Origin of the sequence: Salinisphaera sp. PC39, from assembly GCF_040361335.1 — a bacterium.
GTDB lineage: Bacteria > Pseudomonadota > Gammaproteobacteria > Nevskiales > Salinisphaeraceae > APNM01.
In genome coordinates this window covers 60,200-76,149 of sequence record NZ_APNM01000003.1, presented here as the reverse complement: position 1 = coordinate 76,149, position 15,950 = coordinate 60,200, and the positions used below count along the sequence as shown (strand labels likewise).

Below are 15,950 nucleotides of genomic sequence, written 5' to 3'. Positions count from 1 at the left end.
GTCCGGCCCGGACCGTCAGCCCTCCGTCGACTCGCCGCGGGGACGCTCCCGCAGCCGGATGCCGAGCTCGCGTAGCTGGGCGGCATCGGCCGCCCCCGGCGCGCCGGTGAGCAGGTCGGTGGCGGTCTGGGTCTTGGGGAAGGCGATCACCTCGCGGATCGAGTCCGCGCCCGCCATCAGCATCACCAGGCGATCCAGCCCGAAGGCGATGCCGCCGTGCGGCGGCGCGCCGTAGCGCAACGCCTCCAGCAGGAACCCGAATTTCTCCTCGGCCTCTTCGGCACCGATGCCCAGCACCTCGAATGCCGCACGCTGCATCGCCGGCTCGTGGATACGGATGGACCCGCCACCGAGCTCGGTGCCGTTGAGCACCAGGTCATAGGCCCGCGACAGGGCCTCGCCGGGCGCCGCGCGCAGGGCGTCGGCGTCGTCCACCGCGGGCGCGGTGAACGGGTGATGCAGGGCGTGCCAGCATTTCTCGCGGGCATCCCACTCGAACATCGGCCAGTCCACCACCCACAGCGGACGCCAACCGGCTTCGACCCGCCCCAGGTCGTGCCCCAGGCGCACGCGCAACGCGCCGAGGGCGTCGTTGACCACCTGGGCCCGATCGGCGCCGAAGAAGATCAGGTCGCCGTCGGCGGCGCCGGTGCGCTCGAGCACGCCGGTGATGGCCTCGTCCGACAGGAACTTGAGGATCGGCGAGGCCAGGCCCTCGCGGCCGGCGGCGGCATCGTTGACCTTGACATAGGCCAGGCCCTTGGCGCCGTAGCGGCCGACGAAATCGGTGTAGTCGTCGATCTGCTTGCGGGTGAGCTCGCCGCCGGCGGGCACGCGCAGGGCGGCCACCCGGCCCGCGGGATCGTTGGCGGGCCCGGAGAAGACCTTGAATTCCGCATCCGCGACCAGGTCGGCGATATCGACCAGCGCCAGGTCGATGCGCAGGTCCGGCTTGTCCGAGCCGTAGCGGCGCATGGCCTCGGCGTAGGTCATGCGCGGGAACGGCTCCGGCAGCTCGACCTCCAGCACCTCGGCGAACAGTTGCCGGATCATGGCCTCGTTCAGGGCCATGATCTCCGCCTCGTCCACGAACGAGGCCTCGATATCGAGCTGGGTGAATTCGGGCTGGCGGTCGGCGCGCAGGTCCTCGTCGCGGAAACAGCGCGCGATCTGGTAGTAACGGTCCATGCCCGCGACCATCAGCAACTGCTTGAACAGTTGCGGCGACTGCGGCAGCGCGAAGAACTGGCCCGGATGCGTGCGGCTCGGCACCAGGTAGTCGCGCGCGCCCTCGGGCGTCGCCTTGGTCAGGATCGGGGTCTCCAGGTCCAGGAACCCGCGTTCGTCCAGAAAGGCGCGCAGGGCGCGCGTGACCCGGGCGCGTAGCTGGAAATGCCGCTGCATGCGCGGCTTGCGCAGTTCCACGTACCGGTAGCGCAGGCGCGCCTCCTCGCCGACGTGCTCGGTCTCGTCGAGCTGGATCGGCGGGGTCTCGGAAGCGTTGAGCACGTTCAACTCCCCGCAGACGACCTCGACCTGTCCGGTCGCCAGCTTGGGATTGACCGTGCCCTCCGGCCGGTGCCGCACGCTGCCGGCGGCCTGGATCACGTATTCCGGGCGCAGGCGCTCGGCGAGCTCGAAGGTCTCGGCGTCGTCGGGATCGAAAACGAGCTGCAGGAGCCCGCTGCGGTCCCGCAGATCGATGAAGATGACGCCGCCGTGGTCGCGCCGCCGATGGACCCAACCGCACACCCGGACATCGCCGTCGATGTGCGTCTCGTTGACCTCGCCGCAGTAGTGGGAACGCATCGCTTACCGGATTGAATGGCCTGAAAGGCGCGCAATACTAAACGAGTTCGCGCCTCAGGTCAGTACGGACGGCGCCGCGCGCGAAATCAGCGGATCCAGTCGCGGTAGCGCGGATCGACCTCGCACATGTCCTGGAACAACCACACCATGCGGTCGCAGAACCAGAGCTTGCCGAGCCAGGCCACCAGGCCGCCCAGCAGCATCGGCCAGAACCATTGCATGAGCGCGCCCGCCAGGGCCACCGCCATGCCCAGTCCGGCCGCGGCCGTCAGGGCGTGCGGCAGCACCCGGTGCCGCGCCGGCAGCGTCAGCTCGTCGCGCCGCAGCCAGAGGCGTTCGCCGAAGGTGGCGCGCGACGACCAGCGGTCGGTGCGCCGTGGTGGCGGGAACAACCGGGGATTGAGCGCGATCCAGAGAAAGACCAGGACCACCGCGACCCAGGCCCAGGGTCCGATCCAGGCGCGCGACCAGATAGCCAGCAGCAGGAACGGCAGCGTCGCGACCCGGGTCCAGACGCTCCAGGGATTGGCGTGACGCTCCCAGGCGGCATCGTCCATGCCGTGCGCCCGGGCGGCGCCGCGATAGATGTCGAACGGCATATCGCCCTACCCGTTCAGCGGACGGTGAGCATGGCCGCCAGGGGGCGCGCAATCAAGGCGTCCGCGCCCCCGCGGGACCGCCGCGCGCCGGCGCCACCCCCACGTCCTCGGGCGTGACCACGCCCAGCGAGATCACCATGCGCAAACCGTCCTCCACGGACATGTCCAGCTCGATGACGTCCTCCTTCGGCAACAGGATCACGAAACCCGATGTCGGATTCGGGGTGGTGGGCACGAACACCGTGAGCAGATGGCGCGCGGTGCGGTCCTGGACCTCGCCGACCGGGGCGCCGGTCTGGAAGGCCAGCGTCCAGCAGTCGCGCCGGGGATACTCCACCAGCAGCACCTTGCGGAAGGAATTGCCGGCATCGCCGAACACCGTCTCGGCCAGCCGCTTGACCCCGGAGTAGACGCTGCGGATGAGCGGAATGCGAGCCAACAGGGACTCGCCCAGGTCGACCACCCGACGCCCGACGATGTTCGCGGCCAAAAAGCCGGTCACGAGCACCAGCAGCAGGCTCAGGATGATCCCCAGTCCCGGGATACCGAAGCCGAGCAGGGCCTCCGGACGCCACGACGGCGGCAGCAGGAGCAAGGAGCGATCGAGAAAATTGACCAGCAATTGCAGCACCAGCACGGTCGCCGCCAGCGGCAGCCAGACCAGCAGGCCGGCGATGAACCAGCGCCGGATCATGCGGTGGCGCCGGATCCCGTGCTGCTCTCGCTCTTGCTGCCGCCGCTCTTGCCGCCGTTGGATTTGCCACCGTCGGACTTGCCGCTATCGGACTTGGTCTCGCCGGCGCCCTTTTTCTCGGTGCCGCCCTGGTCGCCGGCCAGGTTGCGCTTGCCCTCGGACTTGAAATCGGTCTCGTACCAGCCGCCACCGGCCAGCCGGAAGCCGGCCGAGGAAATCTTGCGCTTGAGCGCGTCCTTGTGACAGGCGGGACACTCGGTCAGCGGCGCGTCCGAGAGCTTCTGCAGCTTCTCGATCTCCTCGCCGCACTCGCGACAGACGTATTCATAGATGGGCATGCCTACCCCCAAGCCTGATGCCGGACCTCCGGCGACTCGCGCCAAGATAGGGTCTGGCGCGGCGAATGCAAGGGCCGCGGGTCAGCCCCGGCGGCCGATACCGTAGTAGGTAAAGCCGTGCTCGGTGACGTAGGCGGGGTTATAGATGTTGCGGCCGTCGACCACCAGACGGCCGCGCATCAGGTCCCGCAGGCGGTCGAAATCGGGGCTGCGGAAGATATGCCACTCGGTGACCAGCACGAGCGCATCCGCGCCCTCGGCGGCCTCGTCGGCGCTCCCGCACAACACCAGATCGTCGCGCTCGCCGTAGATGCGGCGGGTCTCTTCCATCGCCTCCGGATCATGCGCCCGCACCCGGGCGCCCGCCTGCCACAGGGCTTCCATCAGCGTGCGGCTCGGCGCCTCGCGCATGTCGTCGGTGTTGGGCTTGAAGGCCAGCCCCCAGACCGCGATCGTCTTGCCCTCGAGGTCGCCGCCGAAATGTCCGGACAGGCGCTCGAACAGCACCCGCTTCTGGTCGTCGTTGACCGCCTCGATCGCCCGGATCATGCGGGTCTCGTAGCCGAGACCGGCGGCGGTGTGGCCGAGCGCGCGCACATCCTTGGGGAAGCAGGAACCGCCGTAGCCGCAGCCCGGATAGATGAAGTGGTAACCGATACGGTGGTCGGCGCCGATGGCCGTGCGTACCCGCTCGATATCCGCGTCCACGCGGTCGGCGACCTGCGACAGCTCGTTCATCAGGCTGATCTTGGCCGCCAGCATGATGTTGGCCGCGTACTTGGTCAGCTCCGCGGAGCGGATATCCATGACCATGGTGCGGTCGTGGTTGCGGTTGAAGGGCGCGTACAGGGCGCGCAGGTGCTCGGCGGCGCGGTCGTTGTCCACGCCGATGACCACGCGGTCGGGCTTCATGAAGTCCTCGACCGCGGCGCCCTCCTTCAGGAACTCGGGATTGGAGGCGACGTCGAATTCGAGCGCCGAGCCGCGCTTCGCGAGCGTGTCCGCCAGGGCCTCGCGCACCTTGTCGGAAGTGCCCACCGGCACCGTCGACTTGGTGATCACCAGGCGATAGCCGTCCATGTGCTCACCGATGGTCCGGGCCACCGCGAGCACATACTTCAAGTCGGCGGAACCGTCCTCGTCCGGCGGCGTGCCCACCGCGATGAACTGGAGCTTGCCGTGGGCCACGGCGCGCTCGGGGTCGCTGGTGAAGGACAGCCGCCCGGCCGCGTGGTTGTCGCGGACCATGGGCTCCAGGCCGGGCTCGTAGATGGGAATCTCGCCGCGTTCGAGGCGGGCGATCTTGTCGCGGTCGACATCCATGCAGAGGACATCGTTACCGGTCTCGGCGAGGCACGCACCGGTCACGAGTCCCACGTAGCCGGTGCCGAAGATGGTGATCCGCACGCTCGCTCTCCCAGATGCGTGCCGCCGACGGCGGCCGGACCCTGTCAGTGTCCCGCGGCCGGGTGACACTTCCGCGAAGACGATGGCGTCCCCAAGGGGATTCGAACCCCTGTTACCGCCGTGAAAGGGCGGTGTCCTAGGCCTCTAGACGATGGGGACAAGATGGTGGAGCCAGGGGGATTCGAACCCCCGACCTCGACACTGCCAGTGTCGCGCTCTCCCAACTGAGCTATGGCCCCGTACTGAACGCTTGCAGGTTACAGGGCACGGGTGACAGGGGGAAGAGATCGATGCGTTCGGCATTTTCCTTCCCGGTTCCCTGTAATCCGTAACCTGCGACCTGATTCAGAGGCGCGAATTATAGAGACCAAGACCCGCGGTCACAAGCGGCAATTCTCTCAGGCCCCGACCGCCGCCCGCAGGGCGGCGACCACGCGGTCCTGATCGTCCTCCGACAGGTAGGGATGCATGGGCAGGCTCATCACCCGCCCGGCGGCGGCCTCGGCGACCGGCACGTCGGCATCCACCCGCAGCGCCGGCTGACGGTTGAGCGGCACCGGGTAATGCACCGCGGTGGGCACGCCGGCCGCTTCCAGGGACGCGCGCACGCCGTCGCGGTCGTCGACCTCCACCGTGTATTGCGCGTACACGCTGGTGTTGCCTTCCGCGAGATACGGCGTCCGGACCGCGTCGCCGAGCAGCTCGGTATAGCGCGCGCCGAGACGCCCACGGGCCGCGACCTCGTCGTCGAAGATGTCCAGCTTCGCCAGCAACACGGCCGCCTGCATGGTGTCGAGCCGGCCGTTGATGCCGATGCGCGGGTGGTGGTAGCGCCGATCCTGGCCGTGGTTGCGCAGCTCGCGCATGCGCAGGGCGAGATCGGCATCGTCGGTGAAGGCCGCGCCGCCGTCGCCGTAACAGCCCAGCGGCTTGGCCGGGAAGAACGAGGTCGCCGACAATCGCGACAGGCCGCAGGAACGCCGGCCCTGGTAGGTGGCGCCGAAGCTCTGCGCGGCATCCTCGATCACCGGCACGCCGTGACGCTCGCCGACGGCGTTGAAGGCGTCCATGTCGGCGCACTGGCCGTACAGGCTGACCGGCACGATCGCCTTGGTGCGCGCGGTGATCGCCGCCTCGGCGCTCGCCGGATCGAGATTGTAGGTGCGCGGGTCGATGTCCGCGAACACCGGCGTGGCCCCCAGCAGCATGATCATCTCGCCGGTGGCGATGAAGGTGAACGGCGTCGTGATCACCTCGTCCCCGGGGCCGATGTCCAGGGCCATCATCGCCACCAGCAGCGCGTCCGTGCCGCTGGAAAGCGCCACGCAATGCTCGATGCCGGCGTAGTCGGCCAGTCGTTTCTCGAGTTCGTCGATCTCCGGACCCATGACGTACTGGCCGTGATCCAGCACCGCATGGATGCGCCGGTCGACGTCATCCTTGATCCGGTGGTACTGGGACTGGAGATCGATGAACTGCATGGGCGCCTCGCGCGGCATCGCTGAATGGGGGCCGGGATCGACCCGAACGGCGCACAGTTTACCATCGGCGCGGGAGGGCACCGCGCGTTGACGCGGCCCCGGCCAGCACTTACTATCCTGCGCCGGCTGGGGCGGTTAGCTCAGCGGGAGAGCACTGCCTTCACACGGCAGGGGTCGCTGGTTCGATCCCAGCACCGCCCACCAAATCATCAAGGGGTCGACCCAGCCGAACCGGCCGGCCCTTCCCGAAGCGCCTCCACCAGCAGGCGGTAGCCCCGCAACCGGGCATCGTGGTCGGTCACGTTGCTCACCACCATCAGTTCGTCCGCCCCGGTCTCGGCCGCAAGCGTTTCCAGCCGCGCGGCCACGTGCCCCGCGGTGCCGATGATGTGGCGCGCCCGGTTTTCCGCCACCAGCGCCCGCTCACCTTCCGAGTACTCGTACGCCAGCGCCTCTTCGGGGGTCGGCAGCGGCTGCAGATCGCCCCGTGCCAGACGCAGGGCGAACAGGTCGCCGCTGGCGGCCAGCCGTTGCGCCTCCTCGTCGGTCGGCGCGCACACCACCGAGACGCCCAGGATCGCGTGCGGCCGGGGGAAACGGGACGATGGCCGGAACGCCTCGCGGTAGCGCCGCAGGGCCGGTTCGGCGGGCGCGGGACTGAAATGGCTGGCGAAGGCGTAGCCCATGCCGGCGTCGCCCGCCGCCGCCGCGCTCGCCCCGCTCGACCCCAGGATCCAGATCGGCGGCAGCTCGACCCCGTCCGGCATCACGACCACCCCGGCATGGGGATGGTTTTCCTGCAGCGTGCCGTCGGCCAGGCCCACCATCTCCGTGAGCATGGCCCCGAAGCGCTCGCCGGAGACCGCGCCCAGCGCCCGGGACGCGCGGGCGTCCGAGCCCGGCGCCCGTCCCAGCCCCAGGTCCACCCGGCCGGGATACAGCGCCTCCAGCGTGCGAAACGCCTCGGCCACGCGCAGCGGGGCGTGGTTGGGCAGCATGATCCCGCCGGAGCCGATGCGGATGCGTTGCGTCAATGCGCCGATACGGGCGAGAAGCACCGCCGGCGCGGCGCTGGCGACCGCCGGCATGCCGTGATGCTCGGCGACCCAGTAGCGCACGAAACCGAGCTCCTCGGCCAGCCGCGCCAGGTCGAGACTCCTCTGCACCGCCTGCGCACCCGTGGTGCCCGCCGTCACCGGCAGCAAGTCGAGAATCGAAAGGTCGTATCGCATGGTCTTTGGCCGAGCTTTCTAGGCGGCAGTCAACAGGCCCGGCACCAGGCGCAGCGTACGCGCCAGCGCACCGCCGTGATCCTCGACCACGCGCGCCGCGCCGAGTCCCGCCATCTTGCGGCCGTGGTGATCCTCCAGACATTCGTCCACCGCCGATGCCAGGGCGGCGGCGTCGGCCACCCGGCAGAGCGCGCCGGCCTCGCGCAGCCAGTCGGCCACCGTCTCCCAGGCACCGAGATGCTCGCCGGTGACCACCGGCAGCCGCAGCGCGGCCGGCTCCAGCAGGTTGTGTCCCCCGATCCCCGGCACCAGACTGCCGCCGACCAGGGCCAGGTCGGCCGTGGCATAGAACAACACCAATTCCCCGAGGGTATCGCCGAGCAGGATCTGCGTTCCGGCGGTCACCGGCTCATCGCGGCTGCGCCGGGCGCAGGCAAAACCGCTGCGGCGGCACAACTCGGCGACACCGTCGAAACGCTGCGGGTGCCGCGGCACCAGCACCAACAGCAGATCGGGATGCCGGCCAACCAACTCCGCGAACGCGGACAGCACGATCTCTTCCTCGCCGGCATGGGTGCTCGCCGCGATCCAGACGGGCCGCTCGGCCGCCCCCCAATCCCGGCGCAGCGCCGCGCCCCGCTCTTCCACGCCGGCCGGCAGCTCCAGGTCGAACTTCAGATTGCCGGTCACCGCGACCCGTTCCGCGGGAACGCCCAGGGCCGTGAAACGCTCGGCGTCCTCGTCGGACACGGCGGCGATGCAATCGATGCCGCGCAGGGCGTCGCCGATCAGGCGACCCTGAACGCCACGGCGATAGCGGGCGGCCGCCGCCTCCGACAGCCGTGCATTGGCGAGCAGTACCGGCACGCCGGCGGCACGGCAGCCGTGCAGCAGGTTCGGCCAGAGCTCGGCCTCCAGCAGGATGGCCAGCCGCGGCTGCGCGTGCTGCAGGAAGCGACGCACCGCGCCGGGCAGGTCCAACGGCAGGTATACGACATGCGCCGTTCCGCCCAGCGCCGATCGCGCCCGGTCGCGGCCGGTGGGGGTGAACGTCGTCACCACCAGCGGCAAGTCCGGATCGCGTTCGCGCAATGCCCGCAGCAGCGGCACGGCGGCGGCCACCTCGCCCACCGACGCGGCGTGCAGCCAGATACCGCCGGGCGGCGGGCGGCGCCCCAGTCCGAGACGCTCGCCCCAGCCTTTCAAATAGCCGGGCTCGCGCAGGCCGCGCCAGAGGAAATAGAGAAAGACCAGCGGCAATGCCAGGTACAACAGACCGGTGTAAAGGGCGCGCATCAGCCGTCCCGCCGCGTGCCCAGCCGCGCGAGGATATCGGTGGTGGAATAGCCGTCCACGAAGTCCAGTACCCGGACCTCGCCGCCGGCCTCGCGCACGCAGCCGGCGCCGGCGATCTCGTCCGGCGCGTAGTCGCCGCCCTTGACCAGCACGTCCGGGCGCAGCTTGCAGATCAGGCGTTCGGGCGTGTCCTCGGAGAACGGCACCACCCAGTCGACCGCCGTCAAGCCGCGCAACACCTCCATGCGGTGGCGCAAGGGGTTGACCGGCCGGTCGTCGCCCTTGAGGCGCCGTACGGAATCATCGTCGTTGACCGCCACCACCAGCCAGTCGCCGAGCTCGCGCGCGGCCTCCAGGTAGCGCACATGCCCCGGATGCAGCAGGTCGAAACAGCCGTTGGTCATGACCACCCGCTCGCCGTGCGCGCGCGCCTCCTCCATGTGGGCCAGCAGGCCGTCCTCGTCGAGGATGCCGATGTCGCTGGTATGTCGGGCGCGCGCCGCGCGCCGCAGCTCGGCCACCGAGACCGTGGCGGTGCCGAGCTTGGCGACCACCACGCCGGCCCCGAGATTGGCGAGCTGGGCCGCTTCCGGCAGGGTCTGGCCGGCGGCCAGGCCGGCGGCGAGCAGCGCGATGACGGTGTCGCCGGCACCGGTGACGTCGAACACTTCCTGGGCCTGCGCCGGCAGATGCGTGTCGCCGTCGCCCTCGAACAGGCTCATGCCGCGCTCGCTACGGGTGACCAGCAACGCTTCCAGCTCGATATCCCGGCGCAGCTCGTGGGCGCGTGCGGCCAGCGCGGCATCGTCGGCGACCTCGCCCACGACGGCCTCGAACTCGCTCAGATTGGGCGTGATCAGGCTGGCGCCGCGGTAACGTGACCAGTCCGTGCCCTTGGGATCGACCAGGACCGGCTTGCCCGCGGCACGCGCGGCGGCGATCAGATCGGCGACGCCCGCCAGCGTACCCTTGCCGTAGTCGGAGCAGATCACGGCACCGGCATCCGACAGGGCGGCATCGAACGACTGTCGCAACGCCCGGCGGTCGAACGCCGTGGCCTCCCCCAGGCCCTCCTCGAAATCCAGCCGGATGAGCTGCTGGTTGCGGCTGATGACCCGCAGCTTGGCGATGGTGGGATGGTCGCCGCTGCGGACCAGATGCGCGTCGATACCCGCCTCGGTGCATAGCCGGGCGGTAATGCGGCCGGCCTCGTCGTCGCCGATCACCCCGACCAGGGTCGTCGCCACACCCAGCCGGGCCAGGTTCAGGGCCACGTTGCCGGCGCCGCCCATGCGCAGCTCCTCGCGTCCGATGCGCACGACCGGCACCGGCGCCTCCGGCGATATCCGGCCGGTGTCGCCATGCCAGTAGCGGTCCAGCATCACGTCGCCCACGACCAGCACGCGGGCGCTTTCGAAACAGGGAATACGCTGCATCGACTTTCAACGGGCAAACGATTCGCGCATCATACGGGCGCTTCACGGCGATGTGTACCGCCCCCGACGACACCCCGGATGGAAAAAGAAACACCTCCCTACGCGCCGCGTCACTGGCCGAGCTGGCTCTTGATGGGCCTCGGCCGGCTTCTGGGCGTACTGCCCTACCCGGTCCAGATGTGGCTGGGCCGCCGGATCGGCGATCTGGCCTACCCGCTGCTGCGGCATCGCCGGCATGTGGCGGACGTGAACCTGCGCCTGTGCTTTCCGGAGCTGGACGAGTCCGAGCGCCGCCGGCTGTTGCGCGAGCATTTCCGCTCGGTGGGCATGGGCGCGATGGAGACCCTGATCTGCTGGTGGGGCTCGGCCGCCAAGATCCGGCGCCTGACCGACCTGGAAGGACTACGGCACCTGGAATCGGCCGTGTCGAAGGGCCGCGGCATCCTGCTGCTGTCGGCCCACTTCACCTCGCTGGAGCTGGGCGTGCGCATGGCCCAGATCCATCTCAAGCGACTCGGTCTGACCACGACGGCGATGTACAAGCCGCCGCACGACCCGGTGGTGGATTACGTCATGCGGCGCCGGCGCGAGCACCACATCGGCGGACGCAGCATTCCCAACGACGACGTGCGCGGTCTGCTCAAGGCGCTCAAGCGCGGGGACGCGGTCTGGTACGCCGCCGACCAGAAGGCCCGCAACAAGTTCAGCGGCCAGGTGCCCTTCTTCGGCAACCCGGCCCGGACCAGCCTGGCCACGGGCCGGATCGCGGCGATGAGCGGGGCCGCGGTAGTCCCCTTCTTCACCCTCCGGCGCGAGGACGGCCGCGGCTATCGCCTGGTGGTACGCCCGCCCCTGGCGGATTTCCCGAGCGGGGACGAGTCAGCGGACGCGCGCCGTCTGAACGCCCTGATCGAGGACATCGTGCGCGAGGCCCCGGCGCAGTACTTCTGGCTGCACCAGCGCTTCAAGGACGGCAAGCACGACCCGTACGCGGAGCGGGCTTCGGGCTGAACGCCCGCAACGGAGGTCCTTGCCCGCTCAGTGCGCGCTCGGGCCCATGAGGTAACCGCCGTGCAGGGCCTGCCAGTCGGTCTCGCGGAAATGCAGCCCGCTCCCCTGCCCGGCAAGCTTGTCCAGGGAGCGGCGCAGGCGTGCGAGATTGTGGCGGCGCCAGCGGCCCGGTCGGCGCAGCCGGCCGCGGTCGAAGTCGATCAGCCAGAACCGACCCCGACCGTCGACCAGGATGTTGTGGGCGTTCAGGTCGTGGTGACAGGCACCGGCTTCGTGAAAACGCGCCACCAGATGTCCCAACGATTGCCACCGGGCGGCGGGAAGCGGCGCCCGGCCCAGGCGTTGGGCCAGACTCTCGCTGTCCGGGATACGGACCGTGATCAAGTCCGCCGCGTAGCGAATGCCCTGTCGCCGCACCCGCGCGGCCACCGGCGCCGGCACCGGCAACCCTTGCCCGGCGAGGACCGCCAACAGTCGCCATTCCGCGAAGGCGCGGGTGCGGCGAATGCCGGTCCAGAGATAATGATCCTCGATCCAGCGCGCGACCAGACCGCCGCGGCGGTAGTGGCGCAGGACCCATTCCCCGCCCGCGCCATGCACGAACCAGGCGGCTCCGCGGCCGGCCACCACCGGCCGCAATTCGCCGCGGTCCGCCCACCAGTCGGGATCGAAATGCTGCGGCCGGGCGCGCGTCAGGCGCCCGGCGTCCCAGAGCAGCAGGTTGTCGCCGTCGCGGCTCTCCCGCGCGCGGGACGCGACGTCGTCCGGCTTCACACGAAGGTCAGCCACTCCGGATGATCGTCGCGCTTGCCGGTCACCTGGTCGAAGTAGCGCTGCTGGAGTTGCTGGGTCACCGGCCCGGGCTTGCCGTCGCCGATGGGTCGATTGTCCAGCTCCCGGATGGGCATGACCTCGGCCGCGGTGCCGGTGAAAAAGGCTTCGTCGGCGATGTAGACATCGTCCCGGGTCAAGCGCCGTTCCCGGCAGGGAATGCCCAGGTCCTCGGCGTAGGTCAGGATGGTGCGGCGGGTGATGCCGTCCAGCGCGCTGCGCAGGTCCGGCGTCAGCAACTCGCCCTCGCGCATGATGAAGATGTTCTCGCCGCTGCCTTCCGCCACGTAGCCGTCGGTATCCAGCAGCAGGGCCTCGTCGTAGCCGTCGGCGCTGACCTCGTTGACCGCCATCATCGAGTTGAAGTAGTGGCCGTTGGCCTTGGCCTTGCACATCGCGGAGTTCACGTGGTGCCGCGTGTACGAGGAGGTCTTCACCCGGATGCCGCGGGTCATGTTGTCCTCGCCCAGGTAGCTGCCCCAGGTCCAGGCCGCGACCATGACGTGCGTCTTGAGCGAATCCGCGTGCAGACCCATGCCCTCCGAGCCATAGAAGCACATCGGCCGGATATAGGCCGACTCGAGGCGGTTCTCGCGGATCACCGTCTTCTGCGCCTCGTTCAGGGTCTCGGCGTCGAACGGCATCGGCATGTTGAGGATCTTCGCCGACCGGAACAGGCGGCGCGTATGGTCTTCAAGACGGAAGATCGCGGGCCCGCGCTCGGTGGCGTAGGCGCGTACGCCCTCGAACACCCCCATGCCGTAGTGCAGGGTGTGGGTCAGGACGTGCACCTTCGCCTCGCGCCAGGGCACGAGCTCGCCGTCCAGCCAGATGAGACCGTCGCGGTCCGCCATCGAAGCCATGCTGCCTCCGCTAAGAGTGATTCCCGGTCGCGGTCATGCCGCTTCCCGTACCAACCATACGTCGGGGGACGAAATCCCCCCATGCCCCCTTTTTTCAAAGAGGGAAATAAATGGTCCTCCCCTTTCGCGAAGGGGAGACAGAGGGGATTTCGATCCGCCCGCTGGATCCCGGATAACGGCTCCGCCGTTTCCGGGATGACCGCCCCGGCGCCGCGCGCCGGGGCGGTCATTTGACCACAGGGGGCAGCCTCTCCGCCAGCGCCGCCGCGACGTCGCTCACGCCGATGCGGGTCAGGCACTGGGTGTGACCCAGCGGGCAGACCCGCTCGAAGCAGGGACTGCAGGCCAGTCCCAGGTGCAGCACGCCGGCCCGGTCCGACAATGGCGGCGTATACGCCGGGGTCGAAGAGCCGTATACCGCGACCAGCGGCACGCCCATGGCCGCGGCGACGTGCATCAGCCCCGAGTCGTTGCTGACCGCCGCGCGACAGGCCGCGAGCAGGTCCACGACGTCCACCAGCTCGGTGCGGCCGCAGAGATTGACGGTGCCCGGGGCGTAGGCGGCGATCCGCTCGCCCAGCGTCCGCTCCTTGGGCGAACCGAGGATCACGCAGCGGTGCCCCTCGGCGGCCAGACGTTCCGCCAGGCGACCGAAATGGGAGACCGGCCACTGCTTGGCCGGACCGTATTCGGCGCCCGGCATCAACGCCACCAGGGAGGCCCCGCCGTCGAGACCGTGCTCTGCCAGCAGGGCCGCCCGGCGGCCGGAGTCAACCGTCAGCGCCGGGTACGGCACCATCGGCGGCTGCGGTGCGTCCGGCGGCAGACCGAGGGCCACGAAACGCTGCACCGTCTGGGTCAATACCGACTTATCCAGGTCGCGCATGTCGTTGATCAGGCCGTAGCGCGATTCGCCGCGGTAACCGGTGCGCACGGGGATACGGGCGAACCAGGGCACCAGCGCCGCCTTGGCCGATCGCGGCAGCACGATCGCGCGATCGTAACCGGCCGCGCGCAGCTCGTGTCCCAGCCGCCGGCGCTTGCCCCAGCCGAGTTCGCCGTGGCCGGTGGGCAGCTCGATACCGCGTCGTGCCTGGGGCATGCGCGCGATGATCGGCTGACTCCAGGCCGGGGCCAGCACGTCGATCTCGGCCCCGGGCGCGCGCTCGGCCAGGGTCGTCAGCAGGCTCTGGGTCATGACCATGTCACCGACCCAGGCGGGGCCGACGACCAGTATCCGTCCCGCCATCATCGTGTCCGGTCGCGGGACGGGCTCAAGCCGGCGCCCGGCCTCATTCGTTCTCGGGCGCGACCAGGGTCACGGACGGGAAATAGGTCCGGAAACGTCCCGCATCGCGGGTGACCAGCGTCAGACCGGCCACCGCCGCGTGCGCGCCGACCAGGAAATTGGGCATCGGCGAGCGCCGCTTGCCGCCGTCCCTGCGGTAGCGCATGAAACGCTCGCCCGCCATGCGCGCCGCCTCGGGCGGCAGGGACAGACGGCGGAAATCGCTGGCCGGCAGGACCCGCTCCATGTCCTCGATACGCTCGAAGCCCATGGAGACCTCGGCATAGATGATGGGATTGATCGCCATGGTGCCGTGCTCGGAGATCTCGGCCAGGGTGTCGGCGGACCAGGCGAACCACTCCGGGTCTTCCTGGACCACGTCCAGCAGGATGTCGCTGTCGATGAGATAGGTCATGGCCGCTACTCCCCGCGCGTGAGATCCATGATCTCGTCCGTGCGGCTACGGGCGGTGGCCCGGCCGCGCATCCGCTCCACCAAGGCGCGTCCGCGCCCCGGCAACCCCGGCAGGCGACGCAGCACCACCCGGCCGTCCTCGACCACGAACTCGACCTCGCTGTTCGGCGTGATCCCCAGCAGCCGGCGGATATCCACCGGAATCGTGACCTGCCCCTTGGATGTGACGCGCATGCTTCGGCTCCCGGCAAAGGTATTACCTCGGATAGTAATACCTCCGCCGGGGAAAAACCAGGGGACAATCAATCCGCCGACTGCGCCGCCAACCAGTCGAGATAAAGCGGCACGCCCTCCTCCACCGGCCGGAAGCGGCCGTCGTAGCCCGCGGCCCGGAGCTGGCCGAGATCGGCCTCGGTAAAGCTCTGGTAGCGGCCCTTGAGCTCGTCCGGGAACGGGATGTAGCGCTTGCGGCCGTCGCCGCGCCAGGCGATCACGGCGTCGGCGACCTCATTGAAGGTCTGGCTGCGGCCGGTGCCGCAATTGAAGATACCGGAGACCCCCGAGCGCCAGAGCCAGAGATTCACCGCCACGCAGTCGCCGACATAGACGAAATCGCGCCGCTGCTCGCCGTCGCCGTAACCGTCGCTGCCCGCGAACAGCCGGCACTCGCCCTCGGCCTCGATCTGGTTCTTGAAGTGGTAGGCCACGCTGGCCATCTTGCCCTTGTGCTGCTCGCGCGGGCCGTAGACGTTGAAATAGCGCAGGCCGGCCACCTGGCAGCCCAGTTCGCCGACCCGCGAGCGCACGTGCTGGTCGAACGCGAACTTGGAGAACGCGTACATGTTCAGCGGCCGTTCGTTGGTCCGGTCCTCGGCGAAATCCGGGCCGGCGCCGTAGACCGAGGCCGATGAGGCGTAGATGAAGGGGATGTTGCGCGCCGAACAATAGTCCAGGAGGGTACGCGAGTAGCGGAAATTGTTGGCCATCATGTAGCGGCCGTCCCACTCCGTGGTGTCGGAGCAGGCCCCCTGGTGGAAGACCGCTTCGATGCCGAGGTCGTCGCCGGCGGCGAGCCGGGCCTCGAACTCGTCGTGCTCGAAGTAGTCGCCGAAATCGAGATCGGCGAGGTTGCGGCACTTGGTGCCGTCACGGAGATCGTCCACCACCGCCACGTCGCGCCGCCCCCAGCGATTGAGCCCCTCGACCAGGTTGCTGCCGATAAAGCCCGCTGCCCCTGTCACTACGATCATG

General features: G+C 69.5%; 16 protein-coding genes and 3 tRNA genes. 2 read left to right on the top strand and 17 right to left on the bottom strand.

The features are described from left to right. Positions 1-15: 15 nt before the first annotated feature. The 8 genes from aspS to PC39_RS04155 form a co-directional block, all read right to left on the bottom strand. Positions 16-1,809, bottom strand: a complete 1,794-nt coding sequence (gene aspS, locus PC39_RS04190; protein WP_353252116.1) for an aspartate--tRNA ligase — start codon at positions 1,807-1,809, stop codon at positions 16-18. A gap of 86 nt (positions 1,810-1,895) precedes the next feature. Continuing rightward, positions 1,896-2,408: a DUF6653 family protein gene (locus PC39_RS04185; protein ID WP_353252115.1), complete on the bottom strand. Its 513-nt coding sequence runs from the start codon at positions 2,406-2,408 to the stop codon at positions 1,896-1,898. Positions 2,409-2,460: 52 nt separating this feature from the next. Continuing rightward, positions 2,461-3,102: a DUF502 domain-containing protein gene (locus PC39_RS04180; RefSeq protein ID WP_353252114.1), complete on the bottom strand. Its 642-nt coding sequence runs from the start codon at positions 3,100-3,102 to the stop codon at positions 2,461-2,463. Continuing rightward, positions 3,099-3,440, bottom strand: a complete 342-nt coding sequence (locus PC39_RS04175) for an FmdB family zinc ribbon protein (protein ID WP_353252113.1) — start codon at positions 3,438-3,440, stop codon at positions 3,099-3,101. Before PC39_RS04175 ends, PC39_RS04180 begins: the two co-directional genes overlap by 4 nt. An 81-nt stretch (positions 3,441-3,521) precedes the next feature. Continuing rightward, a complete protein-coding gene (locus PC39_RS04170; protein WP_353252112.1) occupies positions 3,522-4,847 on the bottom strand; it encodes a UDP-glucose dehydrogenase family protein in 1,326 nt (441 codons plus the stop codon). A gap of 83 nt (positions 4,848-4,930) precedes the next feature. Next, positions 4,931-5,006, bottom strand: a tRNA-Glu gene (locus PC39_RS04165). A 4-nt stretch (positions 5,007-5,010) separates the two neighbouring features. Beyond that, a tRNA-Ala gene (locus PC39_RS04160) sits at positions 5,011-5,086 on the bottom strand. Positions 5,087-5,245: 159 nt separating this feature from the next. Next, positions 5,246-6,328 carry a DegT/DnrJ/EryC1/StrS family aminotransferase gene (locus tag PC39_RS04155; protein WP_353252111.1) on the bottom strand — a complete coding sequence of 361 codons (1,083 nt, stop codon included), beginning with the start codon at positions 6,326-6,328 and terminating at the stop codon, positions 5,246-5,248. A gap of 129 nt (positions 6,329-6,457) precedes the next feature. On the opposite strand from PC39_RS04155, the gene PC39_RS04150 reads away from it, so the two are divergent. Beyond that, positions 6,458-6,532: transfer RNA gene (locus PC39_RS04150), tRNA-Val, on the top strand. Positions 6,533-6,537: 5 nt separating this feature from the next. On the opposite strand, the gene PC39_RS04145 is transcribed toward PC39_RS04150, so the two are convergent. The 3 genes from PC39_RS04145 to hldE are packed head-to-tail and all read right to left on the bottom strand — an operon-like array spanning position 6,538 to position 10,292. Next, the gene (locus tag PC39_RS04145; RefSeq protein WP_353252110.1) at positions 6,538-7,560 is read right to left on the bottom strand and encodes an LLM class flavin-dependent oxidoreductase; all 1,023 of its coding nucleotides are present in this window, start codon (positions 7,558-7,560) and stop codon (positions 6,538-6,540) included. Positions 7,561-7,578: 18 nt separating this feature from the next. Next, positions 7,579-8,859 carry a lipid IV(A) 3-deoxy-D-manno-octulosonic acid transferase gene (gene waaA, locus PC39_RS04140; protein ID WP_502950848.1) on the bottom strand — a complete coding sequence of 427 codons (1,281 nt, stop codon included), beginning with the start codon at positions 8,857-8,859 and terminating at the stop codon, positions 7,579-7,581. Next, a complete protein-coding gene (gene hldE / locus PC39_RS04135) occupies positions 8,856-10,292 on the bottom strand; it encodes a bifunctional D-glycero-beta-D-manno-heptose-7-phosphate kinase/D-glycero-beta-D-manno-heptose 1-phosphate adenylyltransferase HldE (RefSeq protein ID WP_353252108.1) in 1,437 nt (478 codons plus the stop codon). Before hldE ends, waaA begins: the two co-directional genes overlap by 4 nt. A gap of 78 nt (positions 10,293-10,370) precedes the next feature. Here hldE and lpxL point away from each other — a divergent pair, with 78 nt between their 5' ends. Continuing rightward, positions 10,371-11,303 (top strand): LpxL/LpxP family Kdo(2)-lipid IV(A) lauroyl/palmitoleoyl acyltransferase, encoded by a 933-nt coding sequence (lpxL, locus tag PC39_RS04130; RefSeq protein WP_353252107.1) that lies wholly within the window; start codon positions 10,371-10,373, stop codon positions 11,301-11,303. Between the two features lie 27 nt (positions 11,304-11,330). On the opposite strand, the gene PC39_RS04125 is transcribed toward lpxL, so the two are convergent. The 6 genes from PC39_RS04125 to rfaD all read right to left on the bottom strand — a co-directional run bounded on the left by PC39_RS04125 (position 11,331) and on the right by rfaD (position 15,949). Beyond that, entirely contained in the window at positions 11,331-12,092 is a 762-nt protein-coding gene (locus PC39_RS04125; RefSeq protein ID WP_353252106.1) for a 3-deoxy-D-manno-octulosonic acid kinase, read from the bottom strand. Next, positions 12,074-12,997 carry a branched-chain amino acid transaminase gene (locus tag PC39_RS04120; protein ID WP_353252105.1) on the bottom strand — a complete coding sequence of 308 codons (924 nt, stop codon included), beginning with the start codon at positions 12,995-12,997 and terminating at the stop codon, positions 12,074-12,076. The genes PC39_RS04125 and PC39_RS04120 overlap by 19 nt, the downstream gene beginning before the upstream one ends. 226 nt (positions 12,998-13,223) lie before the next feature. Beyond that, on the bottom strand, positions 13,224-14,246 hold the full coding sequence (gene waaF, locus PC39_RS04115; RefSeq protein WP_353252104.1) for a lipopolysaccharide heptosyltransferase II: 1,023 nt from the start codon (positions 14,244-14,246) through the stop codon (positions 13,224-13,226). 43 nt (positions 14,247-14,289) lie between these two features. Next, positions 14,290-14,700 carry a type II toxin-antitoxin system VapC family toxin gene (locus tag PC39_RS04110; RefSeq protein ID WP_353252103.1) on the bottom strand — a complete coding sequence of 137 codons (411 nt, stop codon included), beginning with the start codon at positions 14,698-14,700 and terminating at the stop codon, positions 14,290-14,292. Positions 14,701-14,705: 5 nt separating this feature from the next. Continuing rightward, positions 14,706-14,933, bottom strand: a complete 228-nt coding sequence (locus PC39_RS04105; RefSeq protein WP_353252102.1) for an AbrB/MazE/SpoVT family DNA-binding domain-containing protein — start codon at positions 14,931-14,933, stop codon at positions 14,706-14,708. 68 nt (positions 14,934-15,001) lie between these two features. Further along, entirely contained in the window at positions 15,002-15,949 is a 948-nt protein-coding gene (gene rfaD, locus PC39_RS04100) for an ADP-glyceromanno-heptose 6-epimerase (protein WP_353252101.1), read from the bottom strand. Position 15,950: the final 1 nt, after the last annotated feature.

Bases quoted from the DNA above. Each gene is read 5' to 3' on its own strand.
- aspS (WP_353252116.1), bottom strand. From the start codon at position 1,809: ATGCGTTCCCACTACTGCGGCGAGGTCAACGAGACGCACATCGACGGC.
- PC39_RS04185 (WP_353252115.1), bottom strand. From the start codon at position 2,408: ATGCCGTTCGACATCTATCGCGGCGCCGCCCGGGCGCACGGCATGGAC.
- PC39_RS04180 (WP_353252114.1), bottom strand. From the start codon at position 3,102: ATGATCCGGCGCTGGTTCATCGCCGGCCTGCTGGTCTGGCTGCCGCTG.
- PC39_RS04175 (WP_353252113.1), bottom strand. From the start codon at position 3,440: ATGCCCATCTATGAATACGTCTGTCGCGAGTGCGGCGAGGAGATCGAG.
- PC39_RS04155 (WP_353252111.1), bottom strand. From the start codon at position 6,328: ATGCAGTTCATCGATCTCCAGTCCCAGTACCACCGGATCAAGGATGAC.
- PC39_RS04145 (WP_353252110.1), bottom strand. From the start codon at position 7,560: ATGCGATACGACCTTTCGATTCTCGACTTGCTGCCGGTGACGGCGGGC.
- hldE (WP_353252108.1), bottom strand. From the start codon at position 10,292: ATGCAGCGTATTCCCTGTTTCGAAAGCGCCCGCGTGCTGGTCGTGGGC.
- lpxL (WP_353252107.1), top strand. From the start codon at position 10,371: ATGGAAAAAGAAACACCTCCCTACGCGCCGCGTCACTGGCCGAGCTGG.
- PC39_RS04120 (WP_353252105.1), bottom strand. From the start codon at position 12,997: ATGGCTTCGATGGCGGACCGCGACGGTCTCATCTGGCTGGACGGCGAG.
- waaF (WP_353252104.1), bottom strand. From the start codon at position 14,246: ATGGCGGGACGGATACTGGTCGTCGGCCCCGCCTGGGTCGGTGACATG.
- PC39_RS04110 (WP_353252103.1), bottom strand. From the start codon at position 14,700: ATGACCTATCTCATCGACAGCGACATCCTGCTGGACGTGGTCCAGGAA.
- PC39_RS04105 (WP_353252102.1), bottom strand. From the start codon at position 14,933: ATGCGCGTCACATCCAAGGGGCAGGTCACGATTCCGGTGGATATCCGC.
- rfaD (WP_353252101.1), bottom strand. From the start codon at position 15,949: ATGATCGTAGTGACAGGGGCAGCGGGCTTTATCGGCAGCAACCTGGTC.